This window comes from Pseudomonas sp. DWRC2-2, assembly GCF_049897885.1.
GTDB classification, from domain to species: Bacteria; Pseudomonadota; Gammaproteobacteria; order Pseudomonadales; family Pseudomonadaceae; genus Aquipseudomonas; species Aquipseudomonas azotoformans_A.
In genome coordinates this window covers 1,047,374-1,069,620 of record NZ_JAFCXD010000002.1, presented here as the reverse complement: position 1 = coordinate 1,069,620, position 22,247 = coordinate 1,047,374, and the positions used below count along the sequence as shown (strand labels likewise).

The following is a 22,247-nucleotide window of genomic DNA, read 5'->3' as shown; positions in this document are numbered from 1 at the left end:
TACGTTTTCCGGAGGCACCGTCATGAGCAAAAACCCCGATCCTTGCGAATCCCTGATGCTGGACAACCAGTTGTGCTTCGCCCTGCACTCTACCTCGCTGCTGATGACCAAGGTCTACAAGCCACTGCTGCAAGCGCTAGGCCTGACGTACCCGCAATACCTGGCCATGATGGTGCTGTGGGAAGAGGATGGTTTGACCGTCGGCGAAATCAGCAGTCGCCTGCTGACCGATCCGGGTTCGCTGACACCGCTGCTCAAGCGCCTGGAAGTTGAAGGCCTGCTCAGCCGTACCCGCAGCCGTGAAGATGAACGCGTGGTGGTCGTGGAGTTGACCGACGCCGGCCGCACCCTGCAGGACAAGGCCATGGGCATACCCCAGTGCATCCTCGGCGCCAGCGGCCTGGAACTAGAGCAATTGCGCAAGTTGCAAGGTGACCTGATTGCCTTGCGCACCAACCTGCAAGGCAGCCTTTAACCTCTCCCGTCAAGGGCGTCGCGTCCGAGGCGCCCGTAGAAAATGACCGTTCGTCCCCGGCTCAGAATATTTTTATAAATTTATCTTGCGCGCAAAATATTAGCGCTATACATTCGCCTCACCAACTACTTAGCGCACAAACATTTAGCGCTAATAATCGAGAGGAAAACACCATGCAAACGCTCTATACCGCAGTAGCTACCGCCACCGGCGGCCGTGATGGTCGTGCTGTTTCCAACGACAACATCCTCGACGTCAAACTCTCCACCCCCAAAGAATTGGGCGGCGCCGGTGGCCAGGCCACCAACCCTGAGCAACTGTTTGCTGCCGGATACTCGGCCTGCTTCATCGGCGCCCTGAAATTCGTCGCCAGCCAGACCAAACGCAAAATCCCGGACGACGCCTCGATCACCGCCCATGTCGGCATCGGTCAGATCCCCGGCGGTTTCGGCCTGGATATCGACCTGCACATCAGCCTGCCCGGCCTGGCTCAGGACGACGCGCAAAGCCTGGTCGACGCCGCTCACCAAGTCTGCCCGTACTCCAACGCCACCCGTGGCAACGTCGATGTACGCCTGCACGTGACTGTCTAAATGACCTCGGCCGCCCCTGGAGAACGCAATGAACACAATTGGTAAAGCACTCACCGGCACCCTGCTCGCCTTGTCCATCACTAACGCCTTTGCTGCGACCGGTGAAGTCGAACACAACACCCAAGCCTTTCTGGATGTGTTGAATGCCGGCACCGGCAAACCGATGGAACAACTGACGCCCAAGGACGCCCGTGCCGTACTGACCGGCGCCCAGTCGGGTGTGAAGCTGACCTTGCCGGCCGCAGAGGTGAGCCAGAAGACCATCCAGGTCGATGGCAAGCCGCTGGACCTGACCATCGTGCGTCCGGCCGGGGTCAAGGGCACATTGCCGGTGTTCATGTTCTTCCACGGCGGCGGCTGGGTGCTGGGCGATTACCCGACCCATGAACGCCTGGTGCGGGACTTGGTGGCGGGTTCGGGGGCGGTGGCGGTGTTCGTCAACTACACGCCTTCGCCGGAAGCGCACTACCCGGTGGCGATCAACCAGGCCTACGGCGCTACAAAATGGGTGGCCGAGCATGGCCAAGAGATCAACGTCGATGGCAAGCGCCTGGCGGTCGCGGGCAACAGTGTCGGCGGCAATATGGCGGCGGTCGTCAGCCTGATGGCCAAAGACAAGGGCACCCCGGCGATCAAGTTCCAGGTGCTGTTATGGCCGGTGACCGACGCCAACTTCGACACCGGTTCCTACAACCAATATGCCGAAGGGCACTTCCTCACCCGCAACATGATGAAGTGGTTCTGGGACAACTACACCACCGACGCCAAGCAGCGCGCCGAGATCTACGCCTCGCCACTGCGGGCCAGCGCTGATCAGTTGAAGGGCTTGCCGCCCGCGCTGATCCAGACCGCCGGTGCCGACGTGCTGCGCGATGAAGGAGAAGCCTATGCCCGCAAGCTGGACGCCGCCGGTGTACCGGTGACTGCGGTGCGCTACAACGGGATGATCCACGATTACGGTTTGCTCAACGTGGTCAGCCAGGTCCCGGCCGTCCGCTCGGCATTGCTCCAGGCCTCGGATGAGCTGAAGCAACACCTCAAGTAAAAAGTAACGTCCATAAAAAAGCCCGACTCAAAGTCGGGCTTTTTTCGTATCGGCAAGGCCAGAATTACTTCTTGGCGCGGCCTTTGTACGAACCGCCTTCGCGGGTGTCGATCTCGATCAGGTCGTCGATTTCGATGAAATCGGCCACTTGCAGTTCGGTACCGTTGCTCAGCTTGGCAGGTTTCATCACCTTGCCCGAAGTGTCACCGCGAGCGGAACCTTCGGTGTAGGCCACTTTACGCACGATGGTAGTCGGCAGCTCTACAGAAACCAGGCGCTCTTCGAAGAAAATAGCTTCGCAGACGTCTTCCATGCCTTCTTCGATGAACGGCAGAACGGCTTCGATATCTTCAGCGTTCAGCTCGTACATGGTGTAGTCGGTGGTGTCCATGAACGTGTAGGTGTCGCCGCTGATGAAGGACAGGGTCGCTTCTTTGCGGTCGAGGATCACGTCGTCCAGTTTGTCATCGGCGCTGTAGACGATCTCGGTCTTGTAACCGGTCAGCAGGTTCTTCAGCTTGGTCTTCATGATTGCGCTGTTACGACCAGACTTGGTGAACTCAGCTTTCTGAACCAGCCAAGGGTCGTTTTCGAGACGGATCACTGTACCGGGTTTCAGTTCTTTACCAGTTTTCATTGCATATATCCGAAATTTGGATGGGATTTACAAAATTCAAGGTGGCGTATCATATCCAACTTTCATAAAACTGCACCAGCGCCGTCGCAAGATCGGCCTGCAAGCCTTGTTCCAGACACCATGTTTCGGCATGCAGATTCACTTCCGGCCAGTGTTCCAGCAGCATTTTCCACGGTTGGGCCATGTCGGCCTCGGTATTCCAGGCTTGCCAGAGCCCGATAACGGCCGCCCTGGCCGCCGGTGATAAGTTGGCGGAGTACAGCGCCAGGAAGGCATCGAGCTTGTCGAGATGGATGTCTTCGTCCTGTCGGTAGATGTGCCACAACAGCGGACGCCCGGCCCATTGGGCACGCACGAACGAGTCTTCACCACGCACGGCATTGAAGTCGCAGCACCACAGCAAGTGGTCGTATTGTTCCTGGCGCACGAAGGCGATGACTTGCACCGTCAGCGATCCGCGCTGCTGGATATCGCCTGCGACCAGTGGGTCCACACCGAGCCAGCGCTGCACATCGCCCAGAATACGTCCCTCAGGAACCAACAGATGAGTGGCACGGCCGTCCGTCGATAACACGTCCAGCCAGCTGGCCAGCCCGGCATTTTCGTAGGCGAACAGTGAGAAAAGCCGCGCATCCACTGCGGGAACTATGCCCAAGGCTTGCAGGAAGTCCCGCTGTGCACCGGCATCCTGCTGAAACGCCTTACGCCGCTCAAGCAACCCTGCCTCACGCAACAACCCGCCGGTGCCGGGTCGGAACCCAGGAAAGAAGAAGTACTTCTGCACGCCCTTGAACTTCACCGACGGCAGCCGATGACAGCCCACCACCCACTCTTCGGCACTCAGGTAATCCAGGTTCATCCACAACGGCGCGCGTTCGCGCTCAGCCATGGCCTCCATATAGTCGGGCGGTAACTGACAGGCGAACGCGGCAATCACTACGTCCGCTGCCGGCACCTTCACCCACTCGGTCGGCCAATGGCGCACTTCGACGCCTTCCTGCCATTGCAGCGCTTGCCGCACATCGATTTGCGGGCACATGCGCTCGAATGCCCGCCGGTCATCGACCCACAAGCACACATCGCAGGCGTGCTCCGCCACCAATTGCCGGGCCAGGCGCCAGGTCACGCCGATGTCGCCGTAGTTGTCGACGACGCTACAAAAAATATCCCAGCGGGCTTTCATTCCGGGCTCCAACATTCAAAGGCTCGATTGTCCGCATAAATGCGCGGATGCAGAAGGCTTGATCGCGATTATTCTGCACAGTGGCTGTGCGACAATCGCCGCCACGCCGTTTATGCCTGCCAGGAGGCCGCCATGTCTGATCGTCCGTTGTCGCTGTTCAAGCTCAGTGCTGCTATCGCGTTTGGCGTGTGGTTGGGGTTTATCGCCCTCGCGCTGACAGCGTGGCTGGCCTCGCGCTACCTGTTCCCGCAGAGCCTGGCACCAGTGGCCCAGGCCGTGCAGCAATTGGGCAAGCCTGCGGTGGTGGCGCCTGAACCGCCAAACCGCATGTTCGAGCAGTACCAGCAGAACCTGCAAAAGCAGGAACAGCAACAAACCCTGGACAAGGCCCGCAACAATGCGCGCAACCTGTCCAACCCCAAATGCCAGTTCTGGCTGCAACAGGACCAGAACGCCCCCAACGAAAAGACCCGGGCCAATGTCCTGCAATTCTGCGATTGATGACCATGAATAAACACGCCGTCCACACGCTTGTACTCGAGAAGCTCAGCCTCGACCTCGACATTGCCCAACGCGCCGCGCAGACCGCCTACGAAACCGCGACCCACGAAGAAAACATCGCGGAAAACAAATACGACACCCTGGGGTTGGAGGCTTCCTACCTGGCGGCGGGGCAAGCCAAACGCGTGGAGCAGATCAAGCAGGCGTTGCTGCTGTGCCAGAACATGCCGCTGCGCGCTTACGATGATCAACGAGGTATTGAGGTTGGCGCACTACTGGGCCTGGAAGACGAGAACGGTCGCCAGCAATGGCTGTTTTTGGCGCCGGATGCGGCGGGCTTGAAAGTGGACCTGGTCGGGCAACCGGTGACCGTCATCACCCCGCGCTCGCCGCTGGGCAAAAGCCTGCTGGGCAAGTTCGAAGGCGATGAGGTGGAAATTCTGGTGGCGGGCGCTCGGCAACACTTTACGGTTACCGAGGCCAAATAGCCGACTCAGTGAACCGGCAATTCTACGCCGTCGAACAACTCTTCCAGTTCCTGCTTGTTGTGGCACTGGATCGCCTTGGCCATGACTTCACGGGTCAGGTGCGGTGCAAACTTTTCGATGAAGTCGCACATGAAGCCCCGCAGGAAGGTGCCACGGCGGAAACCGATCTTGGTCACGCTGGACTCGAACAGCTCGCTGGCATCGAGCACCACCAAGTCTTTGTCGAGCGCCGTGTCGACCGCCATCTTGGCGACAATACCCACGCCCAGGCCGAGGCGCACGTAAGTCTTGATCACGTCGGCGTCGGCTGCGGTGAACACCACTTTGGGTGTCAGGCCGCGATGGCTGAAGGCTTCGTCGAGCTTGGAGCGGCCAGTGAAACCGAACACATACGTCACGATCGGGTATTCGGCCAGGGCTTCCAGGGTCAGCTTCGGCAGCTTGGCCAATGGGTGGCCTTGGGGCACGACAACGCAACGGTTCCAGCGGTAGCACGGCATCATCACCAGGTCGCCGAACAGCTCCAGGGCTTCGGTAGCGATGGCGAAATCGACAGTGCCATCAGCGGCCATTTCGGCAATCTGCATCGGCGAACCTTGGTGCATGTGCAGCGCCACGTCCGGGTACTGCTTGATGAAATCGCGGATCACCGGCGGCAATGCATAACGCGCCTGGGTGTGGGTGGTGGCGATGGACAGGGTGCCCTTCTTCTCGTTGGAAAATTCCTGGGCGATCTGCTTGATGCTTTCGACTTTGCGCAGGATCTCGCCGGCGGTAGTGATGATACGCTCACCGGCCGGGGTCACGCGGGTCAGGTGCTTGCCGCTGCGCGCGAACACTTCGACGCCCAGCTCGTCTTCGAGCAGGCGGATCTGCTTGCTGATACCGGGTTGCGAGGTGTAGAGGCTTTGAGCGGTAGCGGAAACGTTGAGGTCGTGGTGCGCCACTTCCCAGATGTAGCGCAGTTGTTGAAGCTTCATATGTGTCCCTCAAAGCAGATAGACGCCACGGGTATCAGCGACGGTATATAACTATATTAAAGGTTCGACGGATAAATCTAGAACTTTTTATCGTTTTTATCCATCACACGTCATCACTGCGTCGACGTTGCAACGAAGGCACCAGGTAAACCGGCACCGTAGACAGCTGCAGCACCCGTGCAGCGGTGCGCCCCAACGGAGTGGCCGCCGCAGTTGCGTGGCTATGACTGCCTACGATCAGCAGATCCACGGACAGTTTGCGCAGTTGCTCGAGAATCACTTCACACGGATCCCCCTGGATCACCCGTACCGAGCGAATCAACTGCAGGTCTTGCTCCCCTTCCCCCAACTCCTCGCGAAAACTGTCCAGCACCCGTTGCTCGATGGTCGCCATCACCGTGGTCAACCCCTGGCTCTGCCATTCACTCAGGGCCTTTTCATCAAGGTAGCTCTGTAACACCGATTCGGCGAACAGCCCGATAGGCTCGACCACGTGAATCACATACAGGTCCGCCTTGAACGTTCGGGCCAGCGCCAGCGCATGTTGCATCACATAAGGCGCGTACAGACCGAGGTCTGTGGCGTACAGCATCGAACGGATCATAGAACCCCCTGGAACTGCCAGGATGGCGGAGATGAAATCAGCTTAGCAGTGCCTCGCTGACTTCGACTGACTTAGCGCTTCACCTCATTACTGATGCCATGGGGCACATGCCCGGTAGCGACGAACTCCATGGCTTTTTCGCAATGCCCGGCCTGGTCATCGAAAAACACATCAGCCGCGAAGGCTTCCAGGAATGCGGATTTTTCCAGGCCACCGAGGAACAGCGACTCATCCAGGCGGATATCCCACTCGCGCAAGGTGCGAATCACCCGCTCATGGGACGGCGCCGAACGGGCGGTGACCAGCGCAGTACGGATCGGACAGGCTTCGTCTGGAAACTCGCGCTGCAACAAGTTGAGCGCCGCCAGGAAACCTTTGAAGGGACCGCCGTGCAAAGGCTGGCGGGCAGACTCTCGTTCATTGGCCTGGAACGCTTCCAGGCCGCCGGCCTGATAAACACGCTCGGACTCATCGGAGAACAGCACCGCGTCGCCATCGAAGGCAATCCGCAGCTCTTCACTGGAGGCGCGATTTGGGCCGCCAGACAAAATCGTCGCCGCCGCAAACCCGGCATCGAGGGCACTGCGCACGTCTTCAGCATGGGTCGAGAGAAACAGATGGCAACCAAACGCGGCCAAATAAGGATAAGGACTACGCCCGCCTACGAACGCGGCGCGGGAAATATCCAGGCCGTAATGCTGGATCGAATTGAACACGCGCAGGCCGGTGTCGGCACTGTTGCGCGATACCAGCACCACTTCGACTCGGGCTCGGCCCAGGCTGGCGTTCAAGCTCAGCAGCTTCTTCACCAGCGGGAATGCGTCACCGGGCTCGAGGATTTCCTCCTCGTGTTCGATCTGATACTGGCGATAGGTCTCGACCCCTTCGGCCAGGTAGACCTTATGGCTTTCGCTCAGGTCGAACAGTGCCCGCGAGGAAATCGCCAACACCAGTTTGTCGCCCAATCCTTTTGCCACGGTACGCTCCTCGACTCAGCGGTTATGCCGATCAATAAAACTCAAGGCCTGGTAAAGCGCCTGCATCCGCGGCAACTCGCAACCGGCAGCCTTGGCGGCAGCGAGTGGCCGGGCGTAGATCGCCGCCAGTTCCAGCGGGCGCTTGTGCACATGGTCGTGGTACATGCTTGGCAGGTAGTCGTCCATGGTTTCGGTCATGGTGAACATCTGCTCGGCGTAACTCTTGGGAATTTCATGGCCGCAGGCGTGAGCCCCCTGTACCACTTCAGCCATCAGCGCCTGGATCAGTTCGCGGCTGGACTCGTCGGCCATCATCGCCGTGGTGCTCGTACCGAGTAACACGGAGAGGCCGTTGTAGGGCACGTTCCACACCAGTTTGTGCCAACGGGCCTGATGCACATTGGCCATGGCCTGGGACTCGATGCCGGCCGCGTGAAACAGCGCGGCGCCCGCTTCGACAATCGCCTTTTGCGCGCCCTCGTCATTGGCCGCCGTGCCACTGTGATAACCCAGGTTGACCCGGCCCAACGCCTGATGCTCGATCACGCCGGGGGCAGAACGGTGCACGCCGATGTAACACAGGCCGCCGAGCAGATGCAGCGACGAAGGCAAGTGTTCACGCAGGCTGTCTTCGACATCGAGGCCGTTTTGCAGCAACACCACCTTGGCGTCCGGCGCGGCGACTTGGGCAATGGTCGGGGCCAGGTTGACGTTGCCGGTGGACTTGGTACCCACCAGCAGCCAGTCGCACGGCGGCATATCGGCGGCGCGGGCATACGCCTGCACCGGGTGCAGGTGCAAAGGGCCATGCACCGTACTGTTGAGGTGCAGGCCCTCCTCGCTGACCGCCGCGTATTCACTGCGCAGCAGGAAGTGCACGTCGAAACCGGCGCGCGCCAGCATCAAACCGTAAAAGCCACCGATGGCGCCGGTGCCAATGATGCCAATGCGGGGTGATTGTACGGTCATGGCAGATCCTCTGGAGTGCGGGTAAGCGCTTGGTGGATAGAGTCGTTCAGGTCAGCACGCGTAAGACGCGTCTGCAATTGCCCGAGGAATTGACCCTCGCACACCACGAACAACGCCGGCAAATGAAAGATCTGGTAGCGTTCGACCGCGCCACCGTTGTGCCCGGCATCCACCCAGCACACGCGGTCCACCGGCAGTGACCAGCCGGGTAACTGCTGGCGCGCCCAACGGCAACTGGAACACCCACTGCTGGTAAACACAACCAGCGAAATACCTGGCAATCCCAGCAATTGCTGGTCAATATCCAGGTCGGTCAATTCCAGTTCCTTCACTATACTGCTGCCACCGCCGTCAATTGGACGGTGCTCGGAGTCCGTGTACATGGGTCGTTTTTTACCTCACCCTGATGATGTCGCTGTCGAGTTAATCCAACGCCCCTCTCCTGCCATCCCCCGCCAACGGCTGCACACTGTCGGCCTGGGCGGCATCGCCTGCCATTGGCCACGCGCCTGGCGCGAAGGCACGGCGGTTGATCTGCTTATTCCCTCCCTGGGCGCCAGCGCGCGTTATCCAGGCTATGTGGCGTGGTGCCGCAAGGTGGAAAATGGCTACCGCGTCGGTGTCGCGTTTACCGATGAACATGCGCTGTTCGGTGCACGGATGGGTGAGCAAGCATGCCGGATAGAGCGCTACTGCCGCCAGCACGAAGACGCCGAACCGACACCCCAGCAACTCGAAGCCCTGGCCCGTGAGTGGGTATCGCGCCATGCCAGCGAGTTCTCCCATGAGGCCTTTGTGGCGCCAGCGCTGGATTAAAGCGGGCTTTGCCCATTGTCGCGGGCCCGTGTTACGCGCTAAGGTTCCTCCCCCCTGCATTCAAATCATGCTGTGCTCCGCCGCACGGGGATGGCTGGCGGCCGGCACCCGTGACCCTGACGAGTAACACGATGGCTGATTTACCGATCAATGACCTAAACGTCGAATCCAACGAGACCCTGATCACGCCCGATCAGCTCAAGCGCGAAATTCCTTTGAGCGACGCTGCCCTGCAGACCGTCACCAAGGGCCGCGAAGTCATCCGTGACATTCTCGACGGCACCGACCACCGCCTGTTCGTCGTCATCGGGCCTTGCTCGATCCACGACCTGAAGGCTGCCCACGAGTACGCCGAGCGCCTCAAAGTGCTGGCGGCGGAAGTGTCCGACACCCTGTACCTGGTGATGCGCGTCTATTTTGAAAAACCGCGTACCACTGTGGGCTGGAAAGGCTTGATCAACGACCCGTACCTGGACGACTCATTCAAGATCCAGGACGGTCTGCACATCGGTCGTCAGTTGCTGCTGGACCTGGCCGAGATGGGTCTGCCCACCGCCACCGAAGCCCTGGACCCGATCTCCCCGCAGTACCTGCAGGACCTGATCAGCTGGTCGGCCATCGGCGCACGCACCACTGAATCCCAGACGCACCGTGAAATGGCGTCCGGCCTGTCCTCGGCCGTGGGCTTCAAGAACGGCACCGACGGCGGCCTGACCGTGGCGATCAACGCGCTGCAATCGGTCTCCAGCCCGCACCGTTTCCTGGGGATCAACCAGGAAGGTGGCGTGTCCATCGTCACCACCAAGGGCAACGCCTACGGTCACGTGGTGCTGCGTGGCGGCAACGGCAAGCCCAACTATGATTCGGTCAGCGTTGCGCTGTGCGAGCAGGCACTGAACAAGGCCAAGATCAAGCCGAACATCATGGTCGACTGCAGCCACGCCAACTCCAACAAGGACCCGGCCTTGCAGCCGCTGGTGATGGAAAACGTCGCCAACCAGATCCTGGAAGGCAACCAGTCGATCATCGGCCTGATGGTCGAAAGCCACCTGAATTGGGGTTGCCAGGCGATTCCAAAAGACCTGGCCGACTTGCAGTACGGCGTGTCGATCACCGATGCCTGCATCGACTGGGCGGCTACCGAAAACACCCTGCGCAGCATGCATGCCAAGCTCAAGGACGTTCTGCCTAAACGCAAACGCACCTGACTTTAAACTGCGCACACAAAAACGCCGGGCTAAGCCCGGCGTTTTTCATGGTGCTGTTTACGGTTTACAGCTTTGCGGCATGGCGCTGGTGGCGCTCCATGTAACGTTCTACGTAGGAGCAGGACGGGATCACCGTATAGCCTGCCTCTTCGGCGAACTTCAGGGCTTCCTCGGTCAATGCCGCCGCAATCCCACGGCCCCGCAGTGCGTTGGGCACGAAGGTCCGATAGATATCCAGGGTCTGTTTGCCGAGGTCCATATAGGTCAGATAGGCACGATGACCGTCCACATTGGTCTCGAACTGATGACCAGCCTGGTCATGGTGGATGGACAACGCCTCGCTCATCACTACTCCTCGCGGGTCTTGGTTTCTGACCCCTACCTTACCGATGTTTGTCCGGCGAAGGAACATCTACGCCACCCCGTGCCGGTTTCGACAACGAGAAAACCCTGAGCGTTTACAACCAGCACGTAGGGAATAGTAGGCACCAATCCTGAAATTGCTCAAGGCGCGCTCGTCATCCCCTGCCGCTGGTGGATATAGAAAGGGCTCCGATCAACCTGGGACCGAAAGCCTGAACATTGCCGGCAGTTGAACCTTAAGACGAACAGGCGCTCTTAAAGTCACCTCTACATGCGCAAAAGATGCCGGGCAAAGCAAAGCCAGGCTGAACGTAAGTGTCAGCTTGGATATATAAATTTTCATCTATTTACAAGGCTTAACACATGCGGGCCGGCCCTTTCAGCCTGGATCCAATTTTCGCCTGTTTGAAAAAAATTGGACGGTTTTTATACAAACCTCCAAAAGATTAGCCAAAATAGATTCGGCGCGAGAATTTTTTTTGCTTCTTGCGCTACGTCAGTTTACTTACTACAAGTAATGGGTAGTATGTACGCCGGCTATTAGCTCACCCTGGGCGAACTAGCCATCTAATAGAAAGTCCTTGAAGGGGAACACGATGAACAACGTTCTGAAATTCTCTGCTCTGGCTCTGGCCGCAGTTCTGGCTACCGGTTGCAGCAGCGTCTCCAAAGAAACCGAAGCTCGTCTGACTGCAACTGAAGACGCAGCAGCTCGCTCCCAGGCCCGTGCAGACGAAGCCTACCGTAAAGCTGATGAAGCTCTGGCTGCTGCTCAAAAAGCACAACAGACTGCTGACGAAGCTAACGAGCGCGCACTGCGTATGCTTGAAAAAGCTAGCCGCAAGTAATAATCCTTCGGGGTTGTTATCAAGCCGATCCATTTATGGGTCGGCTTTTTATTGCCTGGGGTTTGCACCTGAATCGCGGGCAATAAAAAGCCCGCCGTAGCGGGCTGTTGATCACACAACGTTACTGCTGCAGATCGATCGGCGCACTGGCGGCCACCGAGGCTGCGCCAGGCACGCCGATTTCCGTCGGCAAACCATCTTCCGCCGCCACTACGTCACGCACCTGGTCCCAGTTCACGCGCAATTGGTTGGCCAAGTCTTCACGCTTGAGCAAGGCATTGATGACGGCGGTGTGTTTGTCGACCACTGACGGCGTCCCGTCATCATTCAATGGCGTATGCGCTTCAAGGTAGACCTTGCCACCACTGCGACCAAACTTGTAGGCATCGTTGATGATGCGCACCGACGTCCCCACCGGCACCATGCCCGCCATCTCCAGCACGTTGTTGTTGAACATGCGGAAACAACCGTGGCTTGTACGCGTGCCGATACCAAACTTCATATTGGAACCATGGATCAGGTAACCCGGCGTGCCCAGGGTGAACTTGAACGGCCCCAGCGGGTTGTCCGGACCGGCCGGCACCACGTTGGGCAGCGGGTCGCCGTTGGCAGCGTGCTCGGCCTTGATCGACGCGGGCGGCGTCCAGGTCGGGTTGGGGGTCTTGGCAATGATGCTGGTGTGGGCGATTGGCGACCCCCAGCCTTCACGGCCGATCCCCAACGGGAACGTGTAGACCACGTTCTGGCCCTTGGGGAAGTAATAGAGTCGGTATTCCGCCAGGTTGATCACAATACCTTCGCGCGGGCCCGGCGGCAGGATGAAGCGCGTCGGCAACACGATCTCGGTGCCTGCCCCCGGCAACCAGGCATCCACGCCCGGGTTGGCCGCCACCATCTCCGAATAGCCCAGGTCATAGGTGGTGCCCAGGTCGGCAAACGTGTCTTCGTACTTGGCCTTGATCACCTGGACCTGGCCGACGATGTCTTCACCCGGTGGTGGCAAGGGCAACTGCAGGGCTGACGCCGAACCGGCCGCACAGAGGGCAGCGAGAGACAGGCAGCAGGTGACGACGGAAAGGCGCGACAACATCCGGTAAATCCTTCGCAGAACGACGGGTAGGTAAACATCGATTGTATACGTGAAGCGCGCTTCTAGCTGCCCCCTACAACTCGAAACGCAGCTCCGGCCAGATCGGCGGCGTACCGCGCTTCTGGGATTCCAGGATGGCGCGGCACAAAGGGCACAGGCGCTGGTCCTGGAAGATCGAACGATCAACCCGCGACCAACGCGGTTGCGCAGGCAATAACGTGCCGCACAGCGTGCGATCGATGGAGCCGCCCAGTTCCAGTTGACGCGCCACCAGATGCACCCGCACTTCCTGGCAGGCGAACAGATCCAGCTGCTCGTCCGGCTCGATCAGTTGGTAGTTAAACAGGGACCAGGCAGGACGCGACATCAGGGGCTCCAAATCGGGGGGGCGCCACCTTAGCCGAAAGCCTGCCGGTAGAAAAGCGTCATAGCAGCGGTTTTAGCGTCGGCCAGACATTTTCCAGCAACTTGCCCTGGGCGCCGACCGCCGGGTGCAGTTGATCAGCCTGCATCAGCTCCGGATGCCCGCCCACGCCATCAAGGAAAAACGGCACCAGCGGGACGTTTTTCTGTTTGGCCAGCACGCCATAGACCTCGGCAAACGCGGTGGTGTAACGCGGGCCATAATTGGGTGGCAGCTGCATTCCCAACAGCAACACCTTGGCGCCGCCGGCCTTGGACTGGTCAATCATCGACGCAAGATTTTGTTGCAATTGAGCGGGCGGCTGGCCACGCAAGCCATCATTACCACCCAACTCGATCACCACCACGTCCGGCTTATGCTCTGCAAGCGCCGCCGGCAGCCGCGCCAGGCCTCCGGCACTGGTATCGCCACTGATGGAAGCATTGACCACTTTATCGTCGAAACCTTCCTGCTTGAGCCGTTGCTGCAACAGGGCAACCCACCCTTTGCTGGTATCCAGGCCGAAACCGGCACTGATACTATCGCCAACGATCAGGACTGTACCCGCCGCTGCGTTCTGGGCCATGCACATCAAGGCCAGGCCAGCACTCAAAAACCACATTCGCATCGGATTCTCCATGGGCGCAAGCATTCTCACCGCGCGGAACCTTAGCAAAGTGGTTCCCAGCGCGGAAGGTGAACTGACTATCCTGCACGAACTGAGCCTGGAACTGAACAAGGGCGATAGCCTGGCTATCGTCGGCAGCTCCGGCTCCGGCAAATCCACCCTCCTCGGCCTGCTCGCCGGTCTCGACCTGCCCAGCAGCGGCGAAGTGACCCTTGCCGGGCAAGCCCTGAGTACCCTCGACGAAGACCAGCGCGCGCGCATCCGTGCCGAGCACGTGGGCTTCGTATTTCAGTCGTTCCAATTGCTCGACAGCCTCAACGCGCTGGAAAACGTCATGCTGCCGCTGGAACTGGATGGCCGCAAAGACGCCCGCGAGCGTGCCCGGCACCTGCTGGAACGCGTCGGCCTGGGCAAACGCCTGACCCACTCGCCCCGCCAACTCTCCGGTGGCGAGCAACAACGGGTGGCGATCGCCCGCGCCTTTGCCGCAGAACCGGACGTGCTGTTTGCCGATGAGCCCACCGGCAACCTCGACAGCCACACCGGCGAGCGCATCAGCGACCTGCTGTTCGAACTCAACCAAGAAAGCGGCACGACCCTGGTGCTGGTCACCCACGACGAGCGCCTGGCCCACCGTTGCCGACGCCTGATCCGCCTTGAAGCCGGCCTGATGGTCGCGCCCCTGGAGCCTTGATGGCACGTTTGCCGCTGTTGCGCCTGTTCAGCCTTGCCATGCGCCAATTGCTGCGCGATGCCCGCGCCGGTGAATTGCGCGTGTTGTTCTTCGCCCTGCTGGTGGCCGTCGCCGCCAGTACCGCCATTGGTTACTTCGGCGCGCGCCTCAACGGCGCGATGCTGTTGCGCGCCACCGAATTCCTCGGCGCTGACCTGGTACTCGAAGGCAGCTCGCCTGCCCGTCCCGAGCAAATCCAGTCCGGCACCGAGCTGGGCCTGGATCACGCCCGCGTGGTGGAGTTCTCCAGCGTCATTGCCACGGATAATGGCATCCAGCTCTCCAGCATCAAGGCCGTCAACGAGCAGTACCCACTGCGCGGTGAACTGAAAAGCGCGGCTGCCCCCTTTGGCGATGAAACCCCGGGCAGCGGACCAAAACCCGGTGAAGCCTGGGTGGAAGCACGGCTGCTGACGGCGCTGGACCTCAAGGTCGGCGACAGCATCGATGTGGGCATGAAGACACTGCGCCTGGCCCGCGTGCTGACCTACGAGCCAGACCGCGCCGGCAACTTCTACAGCCTCACGCCCAGGGTGATGATCAACCTGGCAGACCTGGACGCCACCGGTGTGGTGCAGCCCGGCAGCCGCGTGAGTTACCGCGAACTCTGGCGCGGGCCGCAGGGCAGCACCGTGCTGCAAACCTATCGTGACCTGGTCAAGCCGGGGCTCGCCGCCAACCAGCGCCTGCAGGATTCACGGGATGGCAACCAGCAGATCGGCGGCGCCCTGGGCAAGGCTGAGCGCTACCTGAACATGGCCAGCCTGGTGGCCGTGCTGTTGGCCGGTGTGGCCGTGGCACTGTCGGCCAATCGCTTCGCCACCCGACGCTTCGACGCCAGTGCCTTGCTGCGTTGCCTGGGACTGTCGCGACGCGAAGCCATGTTGCTGTTCAGCCTGCAACTGAGTGTGCTGGGGCTGTTGGCGAGCCTCACCGGCGCCCTGCTCGGCTGGTTGGCGCAGTTTGGCCTGTTCTATTTCCTCCATGACTTGCTGCCATCGGACGTGCCACCCGGCGGGCTTCTACCGGCAATCGCCGGGATCGGCACCGGGCTGGTCGCCCTCGCCGGTTTCGCCCTGCCGCCCCTGGCTGCACTGGGTCGCGTGCCACCGCTGCGCGTCTTGCGTCGCGACCTGCTACCGATCCCCTCCAGCACCTGGATGGTCTATGGCGCGGCACTGTTTGCCTTGGGCCTGATCATGTGGCGCCTGAGCCTTGACCTGGTGTTGACCTTCGCCCTGCTCGGCGGTGGCGTGGTGGCTGCACTGGTACTCGGCGGCTTGCTCCTGCTGCTGTTGCAAAGCCTGCGCCGTCTGCTGGCGCGCGCCTCGCTGCCCTGGCGACTGGGCCTGGGGCAATTGTTGCGTCACCCGCTGGCGGCGGCCGGTCAATCCCTGGCGTTCGGTTTGATACTGCTCTCCATGGGTTTGATCGCCTTGCTGCGTGGCGAGTTACTCGACACCTGGCAAAACCAGCTGCCCAAGGACGCCCCCAACTATTTCGCCTTGAATATCCTGCCGGCTGACAAGGACGCGTTTGGCGCCCGCCTGCTGGAACTGCAAGCGCAGTCCGCGCCGCTGTATCCGGTGGTGCCAGGTCGCCTGATCAGTATCAATGGCGAGCCCGTACAGGAAATCGTCAGCAAGGACTCCAGCGGCGATCGCGCGGTGCAACGCGACCTGAGCCTGACCTGGGCCGCCGACCTGCCACCGGGGAATGCCCTGACTGCCGGTTCATGGTGGTCACAGCAACCTACCGATGAAATCCCCGGCGTATCGGTCGAGGCCAAGGTGGCGGAAAGCCTCAAGCTCAAGCTCGATGATCACTTGGTGTTCACTGTAGGCGGGGAAAACCGTGAAGCGCGGGTGACCAGCCTGCGAACCATCAACTGGGATAACTTCCAGCCCAACTTCTTCATGATTTTCCAACCGGGTACCTTGAAGGATCTGCCCGCCACCTACCTGACCAGCTTTTACCTGGCGCCTGGACACGACCAGCAAATCGTCGACCTGTCCCGAGCCTTCCCGGCGGTAACCATCCTGCAGGTCGAAGCGCTGCTGGAGCAGTTGCGCAGTATCCTTGCCCAGGTGACCCTGGCAGTGGAATACGTACTGCTGTTTGTCTTGGCGGCAGGGATGGCGGTGCTGTTCTCCGGCCTGCAAGCCACCCTGGATGAGCGCATCCGCCAGGGGGCGCTGCTACGTGCACTGGGCGCCGAACGCAAGCTGCTGGTCAAGGCCAGGCGTATCGAGTTCGGTCTGCTGGGTGCCGTGAGTGGACTGCTCGCAGCGCTGGGGACCGAGTTGGTGACCTTTGTGCTGTATCGCTATGCGTTCGACCTGGCCTGGCAGCCTCACCCTTGGCTGTTGCTGCTACCGGTGATTGGCGCCGTATTGATCGGCAGTGCCGGTGTATTCGGCACTCGCCGCGCACTCAACGCCAGCCCGTTGACCGTGCTACGCGAAGGTTGAAACTTGGTCGGCCCGCGTTCATCACTGAACGCGGGCCGACCTCACTTACTTCACATATTCGATGCCGGTGATCCACCAGCACACGTCTCCACCCGGGGTCTGCACGACGGCCTCATCGTCCACTTCCTTGCGCAACAACGCACGGGCCATGGGTGAGTCGATGGAGATGTAGTCCATCCGATCATAAATCTCATCATAGCCAACGATGCGAAAACGCTTGGTCTCACCCTGCTCGTTTTCGATGTCTACCCAGGCGCCGAAGAACACCTTGCCCTCTTGCTCAGGCATGTATTCCACAACGCGCATGTCCTCCAGGCGCTTGCGCAGGTAGCGCACACGACGGTCGATTTCACGCAGCAGCTTCTTGTTGTACTGGTAATCGGCGTTTTCGCTGCGATCTCCCAGCGAAGCCGCCCAGGTCACTTTGCGCGTGGTGTCCGGGCGCTTTTCACGCCACAGGTAATCCAGCTCCTTCTTCAGCGCTTCATGGCCTTCTTTGGTAATCAGCTTGGTACTCAAACGCTTGCATCCCGTGGCAATGTCCATAGGTGCCGATCCGCCTGAGTTTAAAGCCCAGGCGTCGGCTGGCTGGCGTTGATGATAAATGAACCCGGGAAAGTAGCCAGGCCAGTCTAGCCATCCAACGCCTGATCCAGCTCAAGCAGCACACCCCGCAGGCTCTGCCGCAAACCCGATACCTGCGACGTCATCACTTTCAGGGCCTCGGTTCTCTGGCTGACCGCAAGCGAATGATCGTGCAGTTGAGTGGTGCGCCGCTCCAGTTCTCGAGCTTTCTCATCCAACTGTTTCTGCTCTTGCTGCAAGCATGCCTGCCATTGCTCAAGTACAGACTCCTGTTCGATGGCTGCCAGCTTTTGCTGGGTCAGCTCTTGAGCAACACGGGCCAGGTTGGTCAACGTGCTGTCCACTTCGAACAATGTACTGTGGTCGGCTGGCGGAGGGCGTTTCAGAGGTGTCGGCACATCGGGCTCCGGCTGGATGGGCGTTGCGGCCTGCGCCATCATCAACGGGACCTCGGCAGGGGGTTGTCGAATCTCCTCAACGGAATGCTCATGCACAGGCGCAGGGACAGGCTCGGAAGGATTCATCGCCTTGGGAGATGAGCTCATTTGCGACGAAAAACGAATGGACGGTACGATCACTGAAGCGCTTTCGATCGCCGGCAGCGTCGGCGCAGACATGCCCAGGGTGATCACCTTCATCACCAGCGCCTTCTTGATGATCACCGAATGATGGTCCTCGGGCCTGGCAGGCGGCAGCTTGCAGCCTTTCAAATCGACAAAATGATAGGGCACCTGGGTTTCCGTCACCCCGCCGGCCTTCATTCCCGAAGCGGCCAACGTCAGAATCTGCTTGAACACATGTAATGCCAACTGCAGATCCTCCCTGGACTCAACCCCGCCCAGGAAATACCGATCAACTTTCTTACGTAACGCGGCGATATAGACCCTGGAACTTTCCGGCTCCACTTCCTCGTCCAGGCTATAGACAAGAAAGTTGGAGGCCGTCTGACCTACGGCAAATCCACAGAGCAATGCACCATTAACCGGAGCATCTTGACCATTACGCTCAAGAACAAGGGTACGTAGCAGCATCATGGTATTCAGGCCTCATTATGCAGTGCAGAAAGTTTATATAAACAACTAATAAACATTCGAAAATTGGACATTCCGAAACCTAACACATTGCTTCAGCGGCCTGCCCAACCCGCACGTAGGACTTCTCTTATTAAGCATTATCGACGTTCCCAAAAGCGAGCGTTACCCGTACCCTTTTTTCACGCCCCCTACGTCATACCAAACTTTTTCGGTAAAAAAATGATCGAAATAAGCAATCTGACAAAACACACGGGTAACACAGCTGTACTCAGCGACTTTTCGTTCATCGCCAATCCACAAGAATGCGTGGGATTATTCGGGCAAGATCATTCGACCAAAACAACTCTGTTCGATTTAATAGCCGGTTCAACACAGCCCTCCAGCGGCTATATAAAGGTCCAGGGTTTCGATATACAAATCCATGCACTTAAGGCAAGGCAACTCGTTGGTTATCAACTGTCCACGGACCTCGGCCATCCAACGATGTCCGTCAAAGCGTTCCTTGGCTTCATCGCTGCCGTTCGCGGCTTCTACGGCGCCGAAAAGCGCTCGCGGCTGGAACAGGTCATCGCACGACTGGATTTGTTTCCCGTGCTCGATGCGCCTCTCGATGCCCTCTCCATCGGCTGGAAACGTAAAGTTGCCCTTGCGCAGGCCATCGTGCATAGCCCTGTCCTGTTGCTGCTGGATGACCCCACCGAAGGACTTGCACCTGATCAAAAATATGCGTTCCGGTCGCTCATCCAATCTTTAACGCAAGAAATGACGGTCATCATCGCTTCTCGCCACTGCGATGAATTATCTGACGTGTGTACCCGAGCGTTAGTCATAGCAGGCAGTCGCCTGGTCGCCGATAACCCGCTGCCCGATCTACAACGCGACTCACGTCATTTCCAGGCCGTCACCCTGGCCGCGGACACACCATTAGACCTATTGGCCCTGGCCGTCCTGCCCGGCGTGGCCGGCATCGAAGAACATCGACATGCCCCCGGCACGGTGACCGTTCTCGCCATGCCGGGACACACCATCTATCCCCATATCAATACGCTGATTGCCAGTCGCCGCTGGAAAATCAACTCGTTAAACCTGGAACCAGGTCGCCTGAATGATGTGGTCCACCACCTGAGCCAGGAGGCGCCCCGTTGAAATTATTACCTATTATTTTCAAGCGTCAGCTCGCCAGCTATGCCTGCACACCCAGTACTTACCTACACATTGCCGTCTTTCTCATACTGTCCGTGGCATTGGGAAAGTACATAAGCCCGTGGCCGGAACAAAACATCAGTGACTTGCAGGTGTTCTTCCAGTTTCACCCCTGGCTGTATTTACTACTGATTCCCGCCTTGGCCACGCAACTATGGGCGGATGAGTCCAGTACAGGCTTTCTCGGGCTAATGAAAACCATGCCCATCACAACCTATGAATGGGTGATCGGAAAATTCCTGGCCGCCTGGTTCGTAGCAGGTGCAACCCTGTTTCTGATGTCTCCTCTTGTCATCATCGCCAACTACTTGGGCAGGGCCGATAACAGCGTTATTGCTTCGCAATTTTTTGTGAGTTGGTTGTTGGCAGGCAGTTACCTGTCCGTGGGTTGCTTTATTTGTGCATTTGTACGCCAGCGCACTGTCATTTTCATATTGACCCTTGGCCTGCTTCTGACAGCCAGTGGACTTTCTTCCATCCTGGACGCACTTGAACACCAAGCCCCTATTGGTTTGATTGATAGCTTGGCCGCACTCAGCCCGACATTGCGATTCAGCAATATCGACGATGGGAGACTCACACTCCGTGACACGCTTTACTTCATCAGCATGATCCTCGCCTTTCTCGCTGCGACGATAGTCACACTCAACTACAAACACAGCTGAGAAGGGAAATCCTCAATGCGGTCCTCGCTGCGCACCGGCATGACACTTACCGTCACCTTCCTGCTTTTCCTGGCGTTCAATCTGGTTTGGATAGGTAAACTTCCTGATATACGGTGGGACCTTTCTGAGCAAAAAGTTCACACCTTGGCACCTGCCGTAAAACAGCTGCTCACCACACTGGAAGACCCGCTCGACTTGTATTACTTCAACTCCGCCAACGCCCCCAAAAGAAGCTACGCGGTGCAACGCTACAGCAAGCGTATTGAAGAGCTGCTCAAGGAGTACGAGGAAACAGCCAATGGCATGATCAACCTGCACCTGATTGAACCAGCGCCTTTTTCGGAGGACGCCTACAAAGCCCGGCTCTCCGGGCTCGACGATAATGCCGGGTTTCTCGGTCTTATCGGCTCCCGAGCAGGTCACGGCGTGCGACGTATTGGTTCCTTCAGCCTCGACCAGGAGCCACTGCTTGAGTATGAAATCGGCCATCTGCTCTATAAATTGCAGCACCCCGAACGCCCGGTCATTGCCCTATTGGCGGGATTGGCGATGGACGGATCCGCAGGCCGGTTGCTGCAGGAGCTAAGGCAGGAATTCGACCTGGTCAATCTGGAGCCGACTGCCGCATCCGTTCCCCAGCCCATCAAAACACTGATGGTCGTGCACCCTCAGGCATTGTCTGAGCGAACCTTGTATGCCATTGAACAGTTTGTCTTGAGGGGCGGCAGATTAATGATGTTTGTCGACCCTTTGACTGAGCAACGCCCAAATCTCCCCCCAGGCAACACTCGGCTGAGCGAGTTGCTGGCTGCCTGGGGTATCCAGATGCCGGCGGACAGGCTGGTGGTTGACGACGTCTACACGCCAAGGGAGACATCGGGCGCGCCCAATCAGGTCCGATTGAACCTACCCCGACAGGCGATGAACACCCATGACATCAGTACATGGAACCTCAATAGGGTGACGGTATCGAGCAGTGGCGCCCTCTCTCCACTGATCAAGAGCCGCACCACCTTCACCCCGCTCCTGCAAAGCTCCGAACAGTCTGTCCTGTTGGACGCCAACGGCCTCACAAGCGCAGCCAGCATCGACTCACTGATTGAAGGGGCGTCAAAGCAGGAACGAGCTCATGTGATCGCCGCGCGCATCGAGGGGCCGAGCTATTCGGTATTTCCCGATGGCATCAAGGGGCAGCCGCCCGGTTTGCAGAAAGCGGCGCAGATTCATGTCGTGGTGGTGGCTGACACGGACATGCTCATGGATAAGGTCAATGACTCGGCACCCGACGGCAACGCGCTGTTTGTCTTGAATACGCTGGACAACCTGTCCGCCCCCGACACACTCGCCGCCATTCGCCCGCGTGTGCCGCAGGAAACGTCGCCGAATAGGTTGGAGAGCATGCGCAACGTCGCGAAACAGGCCTATCGCGTAAAAGCCAGCGAATTGGAACGGCGCCTACAGCGCACGGAGCAGGAATGGCAGCGGCTTAGCCCGTGGACAACCGCCCTTGGCACCCAGCCCGTGGACACCACCACTCGGCTGCAGGCACTCAACAAGGAACGTCTGCGCTTGCCTATGGAGTTGCATGCCCTGGAGGACGAAGCCTATGCCCAGGTGCGTCGACTGGAGTGGTTTATAAAACTGACGGTGACCTTTGCGATACCCGTGACCTTATGCCTGATCGCCTGGCTGGTCTTTCTGGGCCAACGCCGTCGCCGGCTGAAAGCCGGCAGCGTCATTCAATGAAC

26 protein-coding genes are annotated in these 22,247 nt (G+C 59.2%); 13 read left to right on the top strand and 13 right to left on the bottom strand.

Annotation, left to right across the window (positions count from 1 at the left end):
* Positions 1-22 precede the first annotated feature (22 nt).
* The 3 genes from ACP7EW_RS13580 to ACP7EW_RS13570 all read left to right on the top strand — a co-directional run bounded on the left by ACP7EW_RS13580 (position 23) and on the right by ACP7EW_RS13570 (position 2,113).
* A complete protein-coding gene (locus ACP7EW_RS13580) occupies positions 23-475 on the top strand; it encodes a MarR family winged helix-turn-helix transcriptional regulator (RefSeq protein WP_426217590.1) in 453 nt (150 codons plus the stop codon).
* A gap of 173 nt (positions 476-648) precedes the next feature.
* The gene (locus ACP7EW_RS13575; RefSeq protein ID WP_010211852.1) at positions 649-1,068 is read left to right on the top strand and encodes an organic hydroperoxide resistance protein; all 420 of its coding nucleotides are present in this window, start codon (positions 649-651) and stop codon (positions 1,066-1,068) included.
* Positions 1,069-1,096: 28 nt separating this feature from the next.
* On the top strand, positions 1,097-2,113 hold the full coding sequence (locus tag ACP7EW_RS13570; RefSeq protein WP_426217588.1) for an alpha/beta hydrolase fold domain-containing protein: 1,017 nt from the start codon (positions 1,097-1,099) through the stop codon (positions 2,111-2,113).
* Between the two features lie 64 nt (positions 2,114-2,177).
* Here ACP7EW_RS13570 and ACP7EW_RS13565 read toward each other — a convergent pair whose 3' ends face one another.
* Positions 2,178-2,750 (bottom strand): elongation factor P, encoded by a 573-nt coding sequence (locus tag ACP7EW_RS13565; RefSeq protein ID WP_003172723.1) that lies wholly within the window; start codon positions 2,748-2,750, stop codon positions 2,178-2,180.
* A gap of 49 nt (positions 2,751-2,799) precedes the next feature.
* Positions 2,800-3,933 (bottom strand): elongation factor P maturation arginine rhamnosyltransferase EarP, encoded by a 1,134-nt coding sequence (earP, locus tag ACP7EW_RS13560; RefSeq protein ID WP_426217586.1) that lies wholly within the window; start codon positions 3,931-3,933, stop codon positions 2,800-2,802.
* A 132-nt stretch (positions 3,934-4,065) separates the two neighbouring features.
* On the opposite strand from earP, the gene ACP7EW_RS13555 reads away from it, so the two are divergent.
* Positions 4,066-4,434 carry a hypothetical protein gene (locus tag ACP7EW_RS13555; protein ID WP_426217583.1) on the top strand — a complete coding sequence of 123 codons (369 nt, stop codon included), beginning with the start codon at positions 4,066-4,068 and terminating at the stop codon, positions 4,432-4,434.
* Between the two features lie 5 nt (positions 4,435-4,439).
* Positions 4,440-4,922 carry a GreA/GreB family elongation factor gene (locus tag ACP7EW_RS13550; protein WP_426217581.1) on the top strand — a complete coding sequence of 161 codons (483 nt, stop codon included), beginning with the start codon at positions 4,440-4,442 and terminating at the stop codon, positions 4,920-4,922.
* Positions 4,923-4,927: 5 nt separating this feature from the next.
* On the opposite strand, the gene cysB is transcribed toward ACP7EW_RS13550, so the two are convergent.
* From cysB to ACP7EW_RS13525, 5 genes are all read right to left on the bottom strand, one after another.
* On the bottom strand, positions 4,928-5,902 hold the full coding sequence (cysB, locus tag ACP7EW_RS13545) for an HTH-type transcriptional regulator CysB (RefSeq protein WP_012722988.1): 975 nt from the start codon (positions 5,900-5,902) through the stop codon (positions 4,928-4,930).
* 103 nt (positions 5,903-6,005) lie between these two features.
* Positions 6,006-6,506, bottom strand: a complete 501-nt coding sequence (locus tag ACP7EW_RS13540) for a universal stress protein (protein WP_426217579.1) — start codon at positions 6,504-6,506, stop codon at positions 6,006-6,008.
* Between the two features lie 71 nt (positions 6,507-6,577).
* Positions 6,578-7,483 carry a 5'-nucleotidase gene (locus tag ACP7EW_RS13535; RefSeq protein ID WP_033901463.1) on the bottom strand — a complete coding sequence of 302 codons (906 nt, stop codon included), beginning with the start codon at positions 7,481-7,483 and terminating at the stop codon, positions 6,578-6,580.
* 15 nt (positions 7,484-7,498) lie between these two features.
* The gene (locus ACP7EW_RS13530) at positions 7,499-8,452 is read right to left on the bottom strand and encodes a putative 2-dehydropantoate 2-reductase (RefSeq protein WP_426217575.1); all 954 of its coding nucleotides are present in this window, start codon (positions 8,450-8,452) and stop codon (positions 7,499-7,501) included.
* The gene (locus ACP7EW_RS13525; protein WP_038848579.1) at positions 8,449-8,835 is read right to left on the bottom strand and encodes a thioredoxin; all 387 of its coding nucleotides are present in this window, start codon (positions 8,833-8,835) and stop codon (positions 8,449-8,451) included. Before ACP7EW_RS13525 ends, ACP7EW_RS13530 begins: the two co-directional genes overlap by 4 nt.
* On the opposite strand from ACP7EW_RS13525, the gene ACP7EW_RS13520 reads away from it, so the two are divergent.
* Together ACP7EW_RS13520 and ACP7EW_RS13515 are read left to right on the top strand one after the other, a co-directional pair.
* Complete coding sequence (locus tag ACP7EW_RS13520; RefSeq protein WP_033901460.1) at positions 8,834-9,268, top strand: PilZ domain-containing protein; 435 nt, start codon at positions 8,834-8,836, stop codon at positions 9,266-9,268. The genes ACP7EW_RS13525 and ACP7EW_RS13520 overlap by 2 nt on opposite strands.
* A 131-nt stretch (positions 9,269-9,399) precedes the next feature.
* On the top strand, positions 9,400-10,476 hold the full coding sequence (locus tag ACP7EW_RS13515; RefSeq protein ID WP_016975370.1) for a 3-deoxy-7-phosphoheptulonate synthase: 1,077 nt from the start codon (positions 9,400-9,402) through the stop codon (positions 10,474-10,476).
* Positions 10,477-10,540: 64 nt separating this feature from the next.
* On the opposite strand, the gene ACP7EW_RS13510 is transcribed toward ACP7EW_RS13515, so the two are convergent.
* Positions 10,541-10,822, bottom strand: a complete 282-nt coding sequence (locus ACP7EW_RS13510) for a GNAT family N-acetyltransferase (RefSeq protein WP_003189869.1) — start codon at positions 10,820-10,822, stop codon at positions 10,541-10,543.
* Between the two features lie 613 nt (positions 10,823-11,435).
* On the opposite strand from ACP7EW_RS13510, the gene oprI reads away from it, so the two are divergent.
* Complete coding sequence (gene oprI / locus ACP7EW_RS13505; RefSeq protein WP_003172710.1) at positions 11,436-11,687, top strand: outer membrane lipoprotei OprI; 252 nt, start codon at positions 11,436-11,438, stop codon at positions 11,685-11,687.
* 121 nt (positions 11,688-11,808) lie between these two features.
* Here oprI and ACP7EW_RS13500 read toward each other — a convergent pair whose 3' ends face one another.
* From ACP7EW_RS13500 to ACP7EW_RS13490, 3 genes are all read right to left on the bottom strand, one after another.
* Positions 11,809-12,777, bottom strand: a complete 969-nt coding sequence (locus tag ACP7EW_RS13500) for a L,D-transpeptidase family protein (protein WP_078047546.1) — start codon at positions 12,775-12,777, stop codon at positions 11,809-11,811.
* 73 nt (positions 12,778-12,850) lie between these two features.
* On the bottom strand, positions 12,851-13,144 hold the full coding sequence (locus tag ACP7EW_RS13495; protein ID WP_010211879.1) for a hypothetical protein: 294 nt from the start codon (positions 13,142-13,144) through the stop codon (positions 12,851-12,853).
* 58 nt (positions 13,145-13,202) lie between these two features.
* Positions 13,203-13,808, bottom strand: a complete 606-nt coding sequence (locus ACP7EW_RS13490; RefSeq protein WP_038848573.1) for an arylesterase — start codon at positions 13,806-13,808, stop codon at positions 13,203-13,205.
* Between the two features lie 10 nt (positions 13,809-13,818).
* On the opposite strand from ACP7EW_RS13490, the gene ACP7EW_RS13485 reads away from it, so the two are divergent.
* Complete coding sequence (locus tag ACP7EW_RS13485) at positions 13,819-14,502, top strand: ABC transporter ATP-binding protein (RefSeq protein ID WP_038848570.1); 684 nt, start codon at positions 13,819-13,821, stop codon at positions 14,500-14,502.
* The gene (locus ACP7EW_RS13480; RefSeq protein WP_426217571.1) at positions 14,502-17,012 is read left to right on the top strand and encodes an ABC transporter permease; all 2,511 of its coding nucleotides are present in this window, start codon (positions 14,502-14,504) and stop codon (positions 17,010-17,012) included. The genes ACP7EW_RS13485 and ACP7EW_RS13480 overlap by 1 nt, the downstream gene beginning before the upstream one ends.
* A 45-nt stretch (positions 17,013-17,057) precedes the next feature.
* Here ACP7EW_RS13480 and greB read toward each other — a convergent pair whose 3' ends face one another.
* A complete protein-coding gene (gene greB, locus ACP7EW_RS13475; RefSeq protein ID WP_038848564.1) occupies positions 17,058-17,531 on the bottom strand; it encodes a transcription elongation factor GreB in 474 nt (157 codons plus the stop codon).
* Between the two features lie 113 nt (positions 17,532-17,644).
* Positions 17,645-18,631, bottom strand: coding sequence for a hypothetical protein (locus ACP7EW_RS13470; protein ID WP_426217569.1), 987 nt, complete (start codon positions 18,629-18,631; stop codon positions 17,645-17,647).
* A gap of 219 nt (positions 18,632-18,850) precedes the next feature.
* On the opposite strand from ACP7EW_RS13470, the gene ACP7EW_RS13465 reads away from it, so the two are divergent.
* The 3 genes from ACP7EW_RS13465 to ACP7EW_RS13455 are packed head-to-tail and all read left to right on the top strand — an operon-like array spanning position 18,851 to position 22,245.
* Positions 18,851-19,777 (top strand): ABC transporter ATP-binding protein, encoded by a 927-nt coding sequence (locus ACP7EW_RS13465; protein WP_426217567.1) that lies wholly within the window; start codon positions 18,851-18,853, stop codon positions 19,775-19,777.
* The gene (locus tag ACP7EW_RS13460; RefSeq protein WP_426217565.1) at positions 19,774-20,499 is read left to right on the top strand and encodes an ABC transporter permease; all 726 of its coding nucleotides are present in this window, start codon (positions 19,774-19,776) and stop codon (positions 20,497-20,499) included. The genes ACP7EW_RS13465 and ACP7EW_RS13460 overlap by 4 nt, the downstream gene beginning before the upstream one ends.
* Before the next feature lie 15 nt (positions 20,500-20,514).
* Positions 20,515-22,245 carry a Gldg family protein gene (locus tag ACP7EW_RS13455; RefSeq protein WP_426217563.1) on the top strand — a complete coding sequence of 577 codons (1,731 nt, stop codon included), beginning with the start codon at positions 20,515-20,517 and terminating at the stop codon, positions 22,243-22,245.
* The last annotated feature ends 2 nt before the right edge of the window (positions 22,246-22,247 follow it).

What these genes read in the sequence shown, in the direction of transcription:
- ACP7EW_RS13580 (WP_426217590.1), top strand. Translation starts at nt 23, where the DNA reads ATGAGCAAAAACCCCGATCCTTGCGAATCCCTGATGCTGGACAACCAG.
- ACP7EW_RS13575 (WP_010211852.1), top strand. Translation starts at nt 649, where the DNA reads ATGCAAACGCTCTATACCGCAGTAGCTACCGCCACCGGCGGCCGTGAT.
- ACP7EW_RS13570 (WP_426217588.1), top strand. Translation starts at nt 1,097, where the DNA reads ATGAACACAATTGGTAAAGCACTCACCGGCACCCTGCTCGCCTTGTCC.
- ACP7EW_RS13565 (WP_003172723.1), bottom strand. Translation starts at nt 2,750, where the DNA reads ATGAAAACTGGTAAAGAACTGAAACCCGGTACAGTGATCCGTCTCGAA.
- earP (WP_426217586.1), bottom strand. Translation starts at nt 3,933, where the DNA reads ATGAAAGCCCGCTGGGATATTTTTTGTAGCGTCGTCGACAACTACGGC.
- ACP7EW_RS13555 (WP_426217583.1), top strand. Translation starts at nt 4,066, where the DNA reads ATGTCTGATCGTCCGTTGTCGCTGTTCAAGCTCAGTGCTGCTATCGCG.
- ACP7EW_RS13550 (WP_426217581.1), top strand. Translation starts at nt 4,440, where the DNA reads ATGAATAAACACGCCGTCCACACGCTTGTACTCGAGAAGCTCAGCCTC.
- cysB (WP_012722988.1), bottom strand. Translation starts at nt 5,902, where the DNA reads ATGAAGCTTCAACAACTGCGCTACATCTGGGAAGTGGCGCACCACGAC.
- ACP7EW_RS13540 (WP_426217579.1), bottom strand. Translation starts at nt 6,506, where the DNA reads ATGATCCGTTCGATGCTGTACGCCACAGACCTCGGTCTGTACGCGCCT.
- ACP7EW_RS13530 (WP_426217575.1), bottom strand. Translation starts at nt 8,452, where the DNA reads ATGACCGTACAATCACCCCGCATTGGCATCATTGGCACCGGCGCCATC.
- ACP7EW_RS13520 (WP_033901460.1), top strand. Translation starts at nt 8,834, where the DNA reads ATGGGTCGTTTTTTACCTCACCCTGATGATGTCGCTGTCGAGTTAATC.
- ACP7EW_RS13525 (WP_038848579.1), bottom strand. Translation starts at nt 8,835, where the DNA reads ATGTACACGGACTCCGAGCACCGTCCAATTGACGGCGGTGGCAGCAGT.
- ACP7EW_RS13515 (WP_016975370.1), top strand. Translation starts at nt 9,400, where the DNA reads ATGGCTGATTTACCGATCAATGACCTAAACGTCGAATCCAACGAGACC.
- ACP7EW_RS13510 (WP_003189869.1), bottom strand. Translation starts at nt 10,822, where the DNA reads ATGAGCGAGGCGTTGTCCATCCACCATGACCAGGCTGGTCATCAGTTC.
- oprI (WP_003172710.1), top strand. Translation starts at nt 11,436, where the DNA reads ATGAACAACGTTCTGAAATTCTCTGCTCTGGCTCTGGCCGCAGTTCTG.
- ACP7EW_RS13500 (WP_078047546.1), bottom strand. Translation starts at nt 12,777, where the DNA reads ATGTTGTCGCGCCTTTCCGTCGTCACCTGCTGCCTGTCTCTCGCTGCC.
- ACP7EW_RS13495 (WP_010211879.1), bottom strand. Translation starts at nt 13,144, where the DNA reads ATGTCGCGTCCTGCCTGGTCCCTGTTTAACTACCAACTGATCGAGCCG.
- ACP7EW_RS13490 (WP_038848573.1), bottom strand. Translation starts at nt 13,808, where the DNA reads ATGCGAATGTGGTTTTTGAGTGCTGGCCTGGCCTTGATGTGCATGGCC.
- ACP7EW_RS13485 (WP_038848570.1), top strand. Translation starts at nt 13,819, where the DNA reads ATGGGCGCAAGCATTCTCACCGCGCGGAACCTTAGCAAAGTGGTTCCC.
- ACP7EW_RS13480 (WP_426217571.1), top strand. Translation starts at nt 14,502, where the DNA reads ATGGCACGTTTGCCGCTGTTGCGCCTGTTCAGCCTTGCCATGCGCCAA.
- ACP7EW_RS13470 (WP_426217569.1), bottom strand. Translation starts at nt 18,631, where the DNA reads ATGATGCTGCTACGTACCCTTGTTCTTGAGCGTAATGGTCAAGATGCT.
- ACP7EW_RS13465 (WP_426217567.1), top strand. Translation starts at nt 18,851, where the DNA reads ATGATCGAAATAAGCAATCTGACAAAACACACGGGTAACACAGCTGTA.
- ACP7EW_RS13455 (WP_426217563.1), top strand. Translation starts at nt 20,515, where the DNA reads ATGCGGTCCTCGCTGCGCACCGGCATGACACTTACCGTCACCTTCCTG.